The 9,871-nt window shown below is 62.3% G+C and carries 7 protein-coding genes and 1 pseudogene; 6 read left to right on the top strand and 2 right to left on the bottom strand.

The window, feature by feature from the left end:
• Positions 1-225, bottom strand: a 225-nt coding sequence (locus HMCN_RS19935) for a hypothetical protein (protein WP_238552208.1), incomplete at its 3' end; no start/stop codon positions are given.
• A 47-nt stretch (positions 226-272) separates the two neighbouring features.
• On the opposite strand from HMCN_RS19935, the gene HMCN_RS0115815 reads away from it, so the two are divergent.
• Positions 273-2,504 carry a DUF6600 domain-containing protein gene (locus HMCN_RS0115815; RefSeq protein ID WP_155837606.1) on the top strand — a complete coding sequence of 744 codons (2,232 nt, stop codon included), beginning with the start codon at positions 273-275 and terminating at the stop codon, positions 2,502-2,504.
• A 113-nt stretch (positions 2,505-2,617) separates the two neighbouring features.
• Here HMCN_RS0115815 and ppc read toward each other — a convergent pair whose 3' ends face one another.
• The gene (gene ppc, locus HMCN_RS0115810) at positions 2,618-5,473 is read right to left on the bottom strand and encodes a phosphoenolpyruvate carboxylase (RefSeq protein WP_025918291.1); all 2,856 of its coding nucleotides are present in this window, start codon (positions 5,471-5,473) and stop codon (positions 2,618-2,620) included.
• A 174-nt stretch (positions 5,474-5,647) separates the two neighbouring features.
• Between ppc and hemC the strand changes: the two genes are divergently transcribed.
• From hemC to HMCN_RS17975, 5 genes and pseudogenes are all read left to right on the top strand, one after another.
• Positions 5,648-6,595 (top strand): hydroxymethylbilane synthase, encoded by a 948-nt coding sequence (gene hemC, locus HMCN_RS0115805; RefSeq protein ID WP_025918290.1) that lies wholly within the window; start codon positions 5,648-5,650, stop codon positions 6,593-6,595.
• Positions 6,592-7,365, top strand: a complete 774-nt coding sequence (locus HMCN_RS0115800; RefSeq protein ID WP_025918289.1) for a uroporphyrinogen-III synthase — start codon at positions 6,592-6,594, stop codon at positions 7,363-7,365. The genes hemC and HMCN_RS0115800 overlap by 4 nt, the downstream gene beginning before the upstream one ends.
• Entirely contained in the window at positions 7,358-8,467 is a 1,110-nt protein-coding gene (locus HMCN_RS0115795) for a uroporphyrinogen-III C-methyltransferase (RefSeq protein ID WP_025918288.1), read from the top strand. The genes HMCN_RS0115800 and HMCN_RS0115795 overlap by 8 nt, the downstream gene beginning before the upstream one ends.
• Positions 8,468-8,470: 3 nt before the next feature.
• Positions 8,471-9,667: a heme biosynthesis protein HemY gene (locus HMCN_RS0115790; RefSeq protein ID WP_025918287.1), complete on the top strand. Its 1,197-nt coding sequence runs from the start codon at positions 8,471-8,473 to the stop codon at positions 9,665-9,667.
• Positions 9,668-9,764: 97 nt separating this feature from the next.
• A pseudogene (locus HMCN_RS17975) lies at positions 9,765-9,871 on the top strand (inorganic pyrophosphatase); the annotation flags it as partial.

Raw genomic sequence — 9,871 nt, 5'->3', positions numbered from 1 at the left:
ATTTCGCGCCGCCACTGGCCGCAGATCAAGGCTTTGGTGCGGTGATTGTAAAATCATAAAATAACGGGAGTATGCTGATTTATGGTTATTGTTGGCACGCATTTTCTGTGAATATAAAAATACAGATACGTGTATGTTTCTTTCTGAGAAACAGGGCGGCGAACCTGCGGCCGCCTTACTTTTTGTTGCAATTATTATCACTTTGGATGATGAAACCTTATTCATTTGCGCGTACTCTGAGCATAAGAAAATAGCTTCGGGAGTTCGCAAAAATGAAAGCCGGGCGGTCGGTCTTATCCATCGTTACAGGCATGACGCTGTGCGCCGCCATGCTGCTTCTTGCCGGGCCCGCCTGGGCGCAGGCCGACCCGCCTTCCGTTGTGGCCCGGCTCAACTATGTCGACGGCCCGGTTACCTTCGCCGCCGCCGGCAGCGATAGCTGGACGTCTGCGGTACTCAACCGACCACTGGCCGGCGGCGATCAGGTCTGGGCCGATGAAGGCGGGCGCGCCGAACTGCATATCGGTTCGACCGCGTTGCAACTCGGGGCCCGCACCAGCCTTACTTTTTCCGACATCAATGATCAGGTTACGCAACTGAGCCTGCTGCAGGGCGTGCTGAATATCCGGCTGCGCGCACTGGCGAGCGGGCAATCGTTTGAAATCGATACGCCGAATCTGGCCTTCAATCTCCGCCAGCCTGGCGCATACCGGATCGATGTCGATCCCGAGCGGCAAACCACGGCCATCATTGTGCGCGCCGGCAGCGGCGTCGCCTATGGCGATGGCAACGAAAGTTTTTCGCTCTTGCCGCCGCAGCAAGCGGTCTTTTACGGCACCAGCCTGGAACTTGCCAGCATCGCCGATGCGCCGCCCTTTGATGATTTCGACGATTGGGTGCTGCAGCGCGAACAGCGCGAAGATCAATCGATTGCCGCCCGCTATGTGTCGCGCGAAGTGATCGGTTATGAGCAGCTCGACGACTACGGCAGCTGGCGCAACGACGAGCGCTATGGCGCGATCTGGACTCCGCGCATCAGCGTCGCCAACTGGGCCCCTTACCATTTCGGGCACTGGCTCTGGATTGCGCCGTGGGGCTGGAGCTGGATCGATGATGCGCCCTGGGGCTTCGCGCCGTGCCACTACGGGCGCTGGGCCTATGTGGACTCCCGTTGGGCCTGGGTGCCGGGGCCGCGGCATGTCCGGCCGATGTATGCGCCTGCGCTGGTGACTTTTCTGGGCGGCAGCAGGTTCAACTGGGGCGTGGCGCTGCCGAATGGCCGTCCCGGCGTGGCGTGGTTTGCGCTGACGCCGGGCGAGCGGTATCGCCCGGCCTATCATGCCAGCCCGGCTTACCTCAGCAACATGAATCGCGCGGCGTTCGCCGGCCAGGCCGGGCGGCGGGGCGCGCACAACTTCGACCAGACGCGGTATCGCAACCGGCAGGCACCGCATGCGATTGCTGCGGTGCCTGCTGCGGCGTTTGTCAGGGGGCAGCCGGTGCAGGTTGCGCTGCGGCCGCTGGATGCCGCGCAACTGTCGAAGGAGCGTATCCTGCCGGCGCCTGCGCTGGCGCCGGTCAAAGAGAGTTTTATCGGCGCGGCCAGGCCTGCTGCTCCAGGCCACATGCCGCCGCCGCAACTGGCACAGCGCCCGGTGATCGCAACCAGGGCTGCGGCGTTGCCGCCAGCCTTGCATGACACGCTGGCACAGCAATTCAATGCGCGCAATGGAGCGGCTGCCGGCGCCGGTGCACCGCTGGTCAGGCAATTTTCAGCCGGTTCCACCCGGGCCGAGCGGCCGGCGCGCGTGGTATCGGGCGCGCGGGCACCAGGCATGCCGCAAGCAGCCGAGCGCCCGGTGCAGCCGGCGCCGGCCGTGATTTTGCCGCCAGCCCCGGCGCCAAGCCGGCAAGATGGATTACCGCAGCATCGGGCCGCGCCGCCGATACGCGGCCCGGAACAGCCGCGCTTCAGGCCGCGGCCGGGGCGGGAAATGCCGCAGCCGCCGGTCATGTCTGGACGTCCGGTACGCGAGGCGCCGCCGCAAGGCGCTCCGATCGCTATACCTGTGCAGCCGGCACCGGCCGTGATTTTGCCGCCAGCCCCGGCGCCGACCCGGCAAGATGGGTTGCCGCAGCATCGGGCCGCGCCGCCGATGCCCGGCCCGGAACAGCCGCGCTTCAGGCCGCAGCCGACGCGGGAAATGCCGCCGCCGGTCATGTCTCCCGGCCTTGGGCGTACGGTGCGCGAGGCGCCGCCGCAAGGCGCTCCGATGGCCATGCCTGTGCAGCCGGCGCCAGCCCGGCAAGATGGATTGCCGCAGCATCGGGCCGCGCCGCCGCAAGGCCGCCCGATGGCTGCACCTGCGCTGCAGCAGGCACCGCCGCAGATCGGGCCTGGAATGCGGCCGAACGCCGAGCGTCCCGTCATCCAGCAGCGGGACGATGCGCCTGCGCGAGGGCGGTTCCAGAACGAAGAGCGCGTGCAGCAGATGCGGCCGTGAAACCGCATTGCGGAAGATTGCAGGCGGGCCTCCAGGATGGCATCAGCGGATAAAAAAGGGGCGCATTGGATTGCGCCCCTTTGGTTCCTGCCGCAAGCCGCTGCCGCTGGCAATCAGCCGGTATTGCGCAAACCGGCCGCAATGCCGTTGATCGACAGGTGGATGCCGCGATGGACGCGCTCGTCGATCTTGTTGGGGTCGGCCGCTGCCGCGCGGTGCCGCTTGATGAGTTCGACCTGCAAGTGGTTCAGAGGGTCGAGGTAGGCGAAGCGGTTCTGGATCGAGCGCGCCAGCGAGGGATTGCCGGACAGCCGCTCGCTGGCGCCGGTGATGGTTTCCAGGCACTGGGTGGTGCGCTCATGTTCGGCCACGATGCGCTTGAAGACGCTGCTGCGCAGCTTCTTGTCGGCCACCAGTTCGGCGTAGCGGGATGCCACCGCGAGGTCGGTTTTGGCCAGCACCATGTCCATGTTCGACAGCAGGGTGGCAAAGAACGGCCATTCGCGGAACATGGCGCGCAGGGTGGCGGCTTTCTTGGCTTGCGCCTTGTCGTCGCCTTCGGCCAGCCATGCAGCTACCGCGCTGCCGAAACCATACCAGCCCGGCAGCAGCAGGCGGCACTGGCCCCAGGAGAAGCCCCACGGAATGGCCCGCAAGTCTTCGATGCGGCGGGTCGATTTGCGCGAGGCCGGGCGCGAACCGATGTTGAGCTCGGCGATCTCCGCAATCGGCGTGGCCGAGAAAAAATAATCGGTAAAGCCCGGTGTTTCATAGACCAGGTTGCGGTAGGCGGTGTAGGCGCGGTCGGACAGCTCGCCCATTACGCGCTCGAATTCCTGCAGCTTCCTGGTCTGGCGCGCATCGGACACGGCCGGTGTCAGGCTGGCTTCCAGCGTTGCAGCCACCAGCAGCTCCAGGTTGCGGCGGCCGATTTCGGCATTCGAGAACTTGGAGGCGATGATTTCGCCCTGTTCGGTCAGGCGGATCTGGCCGTTGACGGTGCCGTGCGGCTGCGCCAGGATCGCTTCGTAGCTGGAGCCGCCGCCGCGTCCCACCGTGCCGCCGCGGCCGTGGAACAGGCGCAGCTTGACGCCGGCGTGGTCGAATACCTTGACCAGCGCGTTTTCGGCCTTGTACAGCTCCCAGTTGGAGGTCAGGAAGCCGCCATCCTTGTTGGAGTCCGAATAACCCAGCATGACTTCCTGCAGCTGGCCTTGCTGCGCCAGTTGCCGGGAAACCTCCGGCAGCGCCATCCATTCCTGCATGATGGCGGCTGCGCGGCGCAGGTCGGGGATGGTTTCGAACAGCGGGATCACCATCAGGTCGTGCCTGGCTGCGCCGGCCGGCAGCGCGCCGGCATCGGACTGCGACCGCAGCAAGCCGGCTTCCTTTTGCAGCAGCAGCACCTCGAGCAGGTCGGATACGGTTTCGGTGTGCGAGATGATGTAGTTGCGGATCGCCCGGTCGCCGAAGCGGTGGCGAATTTCGCGCGCCGCGCGCAGCACCGACAGTTCCGAATTGGTCTGGTCCGAATATTCGATGTAGGGCGAATACATCAGGCGCGGCTGATTGAGCTCATGACGCAACAGGGCGATCTTCTGTTCTTCGCTCAGTGCGGCGTAATTCTTTTCGACCCCGGAGTGGGCGAACAACTCATTCAGGACCTGTTCATGCACGTCGGAGCTTTGGCGCATATCCAGCGTGGCCAGGTGAAAGCCGAAGATTTCAGTGGCGCGCTTCAGGGCCGACAGGCGCGGCTTGATCAGGGCCGCGCCGTGATGCGATTTCAGCGAGTCGGCCACGATGTTGAGGTCATGCGTGAGTTCGGTGGCGGTCGCATAGGCTGCCGCGTGGCCGATTTCATGGCGCAGGATGTTGGCGACGCCCAGCACGCGCGCGCTTGCCGCCAGCCTTGCGTACACGCCTACCAGCGCGCGCCGGTACGGTTCGTCGGTGCGGTGGGCCGAGGTGTCGGGCGAGGCATCGGCCAGCGCCTGCAGTTGCGGCGAGACCTCGACTAACAGGGTGGAGCTGGAGAGTTCCGCTCCGAGCAGATGGACTTCGCTCAAATAGAAATCGAGGATGGTAGTCGACTGTCGTCCCAGCGCATGCTGCATGGTGTCGGCATTGACGTTCGGATTGCCATCCCGGTCGCCGCCGATCCAGCTTCCCATCTGGACGTAGGCCGGCGCGTCCGATGGATTGGCCTTGGACGGGAACTGGGTGGCGAGTTCGGCTTCGATGTCGTTGTACAGGCCCGGCAGTTCGTGCAGGAAGGTGATGCGGTAATACGACAGCGCGTTCTCGATCTCGTCGGCCACGGTCAGCTTGGAGTAGCGCAGCATGCGGGTTTGCCACAGCGTGACCACGCATGCATGCAGCAGTCCGGTATTGTCGGCCAGCTCTTTGGGCGTCATCGGGCGGTCGCGCTCGGCCAGCAAACGGGCGATTTCGCGTTCCGCGTCCAGGATGCTCTTGCGCTGGACTTCGGTCGGATGCGCGGTCAGCACCGGCGAAATCAGCGCCTGCTTGAAAAAACTGCGAATGGTGTCGCCGGATACGCCGGCATCATCGAGCTTGGACAAGGCAAACGCGACGCTGCCCTGTTGCGGTGCGGAACCGGCCAGCAAATGCGCGCGGCGGCGGCGGTTGTGATGCTGGTCTTCGGCGATATTGGCCAGATGCGAGAAGTAGGAAAAGGCCCGCACCACCGTAATGGTCTGGTCGCGGGTGAGTTTCTTGAGCAGCTTGTCGAGTTCGGCGCCGGACTGGGTTTTCGCTTCGCGGCGAAAACGCACCGCGGTCTGGCGTATGGTTTCCACCACATCATAGACAGCGCCGCCTTCCTGATCGCGCAGCACATCGCCCAGCAGGCGGCCCAGCAGCCGTATGTCCTCCTTGAGCGGGGCATCCTTGTCGGCCGCCGGCTTGTTGGCGGGCTGCCTGCTACTGGTCGGTTTTTTAGCCATGGTGAACGAATGCAATCAGGGTTGATCTGGTGATGGCCTTGGGCCGTGGTTGGCAAGTGCTCGCGTGATAAAATTTGGGTCGCCGCATTTGCTGCAATGGCATGGATTTTAGATTCATCCAGACCGCTTGAATCGAAATGATCCATTGAAAACAATTCATCGAAAGAGCCCGTGTTGAAAGTATCCTCCCCCTCCAAATTGATAATCGCATCGCGCGAAAGCCGTCTTGCCATGTGGCAGGCTGAACATGTGCGCTCCCGTTTGTCCGAATTATATCCGCAGTGCAGCATCGAAATTCTCGGAATGACCACCCGCGGCGACCAGATTCTGGACCGCGCATTGTCGAAAGTGGGCGGCAAGGGCTTGTTCGTCAAGGAACTGGAAGTCGCGATGAGCGAAGGGCGCGCCGATTTTGCCGTGCATTCGCTCAAGGATGTGCCGATGACCCTGCCGGACGGCTTTTGCCTGGCAGCGGTGATGCAGCGCGAAGATCCGCGCGATGCTTTCGTCTCCAACGATTATGCGTCGCTGGATGCGCTGCCGCACGGCGCGGTGGTCGGCACCAGCAGCCTGCGCCGGCAGGCATTGATCGCCGCCCGCTATCCGCATCTGGTGATACGGCCGTTGCGCGGCAACCTCGATACCCGGCTGGGCAAGCTCGATCGCGGCGAATACGCGGCCATCATCCTGGCGGCGGCGGGCTTGATGCGGCTCGGCGCGACTGCGCGCATCCGTTGCCTGCTGGAGCCGGAGCAAAGCTTGCCGGCGGCCGGCCAGGGTGCGATGGCAATCGAGATCCAGTCCGAGCGCGCCGACCTGAAAGCCTGGCTGGCGCCGCTGGCCCACCAGGCAACTACACAGGCGGTGCTGGCCGAACGCGCGGTGTCGCGGGTATTCGGCGGCAGCTGCCAGATTCCGCTGGCGGCATTTGCCACCGTGGATGGCGACACCATGCGCTTGCGCGCAATGGTGGCGACGCCGGACGGACAACGGATGGCGACCGCAGAAGCCTTCGGCCCGGCCAATGCGCCGGAGGCACTCGGACGTCAGGTTGCAGAAGCATTGAGTGCGCAGGACGCGGCCGGGATACTTGCTGCATGCACTCCCGACGTAGCCGAATGAGCAAGCCGGTCGTCATTACCCGTCCGATTGCACAGGCAGGGGCGCTGGCGCGGCAGGTGACAGCCATCGGCCGCAGCGCCGTCATATTCCCTCTGCTGGAAATCCATCCTTTGCCGGATACCAGCGCGTTGCAAGCGGCGCTGGCCGATCTGACGCGGTTCTCGATGGTGGCGTTCGTGAGTCCGAATGCGATACATGCGGCGTTTGCCCATCTGCCGCAGTGGCCGGCCGAAGTCGCCATCGCGGTAGTGGGCGAGGGCAGCCGTGCTGCCTTGGCCGAGCATGGCGTGAGCGACGCCAACGCCACCATTCATTGCCCGCGCGACCCATTGCGCACCGACTCGCAAACCTTGCTGGAGGTGCTGGATCTCGAAGCCTTGCGCGGCAGCCAGGTGCTGATCGTGCGCGGCGAGAGCGGGCGCGAATTATTGTCGGACGCGTTACGCCAGAACGGCGTCAGCGTCACCCAGGTTGCCGCTTACCGGCGCACCGCGCCGCAGGCGGGCGCGGCCGTGTTGGCGCAACTGCAGAGCCTGCTGGATGCCGAGTCCGACTGGATCATCACCAGTTCCGAAGCGCTACGCATTTTGCTCGCCATGGTGGAACGGATTGCAGGTATGGATAGCGTGGTAAAAATGCAACAGCAGCACCTGATCGTGCCGCATAGCCGTATTGCGGAAGTTGCCAAAAACTTGTGTTTCAACAATGTCACCTTGACCGGATCAGGCGACGAACGCCTGTTAGCCGCGTTACAATCCAGTCATGAATGAGACCCCGAATCCTCTGGAAAGCCATCAGCCAGTCAAGCCAGTCGCGGCAGTCGGCGCCAATAGATCGATGCAATTGCTGCTGCCGGCCGGGTTTCTGGTGCTGCTGCTGTTGCTCGCAGCGCAATGGTGGGCATCGAAAACAGAACTTGGCAATGTACGTGAAGAGCTTGCGCGCCGCCTGCGGAGTGCGGATGCCGTCAATAGCGAAACCAGGCTATTGGCCAAGACGGGCGCGGACAACCTGAAAGAGATCCAGGCCAAGGTAAATGTGCTGGAAAGCAAGCAGGTGGAGGCGCAGGGGCAGCAACTGGCACTCGAACAACTGTATCAGGACCTCTCCCGGACACGGGATGAATGGACGCTGGCTGAAATCGAGCAGGTATTGTCCACTGCCAGTCAGCAACTGCAATTGGCCGGCAATGTCCCGGGCGCCTTGATTGCCTTGCAAAATGCCGATACGCGCTTGTCGAGTTCGGACAAGCCGCAATTCATCCAGATCCGTCGCGCCATTGCAAGCGACCTTGAAAAACTAAAATCCCTGCCGAATCTGGATCTGGCCGGGATTGCGTTGCGTCTTGACAGCGCCATCGCGCAAATCGACTCGATGCCCTTGCTGGCCGATGAGAAGCCGCCAGCGCCGGAGCCCAAGCCAAGACATGCCGCGCCTAAAGCGACCAAGGCCGGTGGCGCAAAACCAGCCAATCAAGCCGACGGCGCGCGATGGTTGCTGAAATTGCAGGATATCTGGCATCAGGTTTCAACCGAGATGTGGGGCGATTTGCAGCAACTGGTGCGCGTGCGTAGCGTGGAATCGCCCGAGGCGCTATTGCTATCGCCGACCCAGGACTATTACGCCAGGGAGAACCTCAAGCTGCGCTTGCTCAATGCCCGGCTGGCGCTATTGTCGCGCAACGATTCCGTCTTTCGCAGCGACATGATCGCTGCCCAGGACGCCATAGCCAAATATTTCGATACACGCGCCAAGCGCGTGCAGACGGTGCAGGCACTACTCAAGCAAGTACAGGGCAGCAATCTGTCAATCGAAATGCCGACCCTGAGCAATAGCCTGAATGCAGTGCGTAACTACAAAGTGAAGCGGTAGGATATGCGCCTCTTTCTCCGGCTTCTCGTCTTGCTTGCCATTGCCATCGGGCTTGCTGTTGCCGCGCGTTTTAATGTCGGTAACGTGGTGCTGTTCTATCCGCCATACCGGATCGATTTGTCGCTGAATTTATTTCTGCTGCTGATTGCGCTGCTGTTCTTGTCGCTGTACTTCCTGATCCGCACCATTCGCATGGCGCAGAGAATGCCGGGCCGTGTTGCCGCCTATCGTCAGGCGCGGCGCGAGCGCGATGGCAACCAGGCACTGCGCGATGCGCTGAAGGCGCTGTTCGAAGGCCGTTTCGGTCACGCGGAGAAAGCGGCCAAACTGGCTGCCGATTTGCCTGAGAATGCAGGCTTGGCAGCACTGATCGGCGCCCGGGCCGCGCACTGGATGCGCCAGCCCGAACGTCGCGATGCCTGGCTTTCGAATACCCAGAATGACCTGTCGCTGAAGACCGCCCGCCTGATGACGGCCATCGAATTGCTGGTCGATGACCACCAATCCGAAGCCGCACTGGAGGCAGTAAGAGAGCTCAATGCCAGCAGCACCAGACATATTCATGCGCTGCGGCTGGCGCTGAAGGCCAATCAGCAGGCCAAGAACTGGCCTGAGGTATTGCGCCTGGTGCAATCGCTGGACAAGAATAAAGCGCTGCATCCTGCGTTGTCGCGCCGCCTGCGTGAGTTGGCCTACGATGATGAATTGTCAAATTCCAGTCAAGATGCCGAATCCATCCGTCGCGTGTGGAAGAGTATCCCGACCGAAGATCAGCAAGAACCGTTTATCGCTGCGCGCGCTGCTGCGGCATTCAATGTCCGCGGATTGCATGACGATGCCCGCAGGGTGGTGGAAAAAGCATTGAGTGCGGATTGGGATGCACGCCTGGTGCGCGCATATCGCGAATCCGCAGCTGCCGAAGGCGAGCCTGCACTGCTGGCCCAGATCGAATATTGCGAGGGATGGATCAAGAAGCGTCCGACCGATGCCGAGCTTGCGCTCACGCTCGGGTCCTTGTGCCTGAAGCAAAAATTATGGGGCAAGGCGCAACGTTATCTGGAGCAAGCCCTGTCGGATGCGATCGAACCGGCATCGGTGCGCGACGCACATCTGAAATTGGCGCAGCTGCATGACGCCCTGAATCAGGCCGAGCAGGCGGCGATACATTACCGCCTCTGCGCTCTGGCCAGCATATTGTAATTAGGATGTGAGCCTGCTATGTTGCAATGCAAAATGCGCGCCTGAAAACCGCTATAATTATTCGTCAATCAATTCCCACACTTTTCGAGAAAGCATCATGAGTCTGAATAGAGTTCCTGCCGGCCGCGATTTACCCAACGATTTCAACGTCATTATCGAAATCCCGATGAATGCCGATCCGATCAAGTACGAGGTGGACAAGGA

It is taken from the genome of Herminiimonas sp. CN, assembly GCF_000622895.1.
Classification (GTDB): Bacteria; Pseudomonadota; Gammaproteobacteria; order Burkholderiales; family Burkholderiaceae_D; genus AVCC01.
Note: the sequence above shows the minus strand (reverse complement) of the source record. Positions and strands in the feature narration are given on the sequence as shown.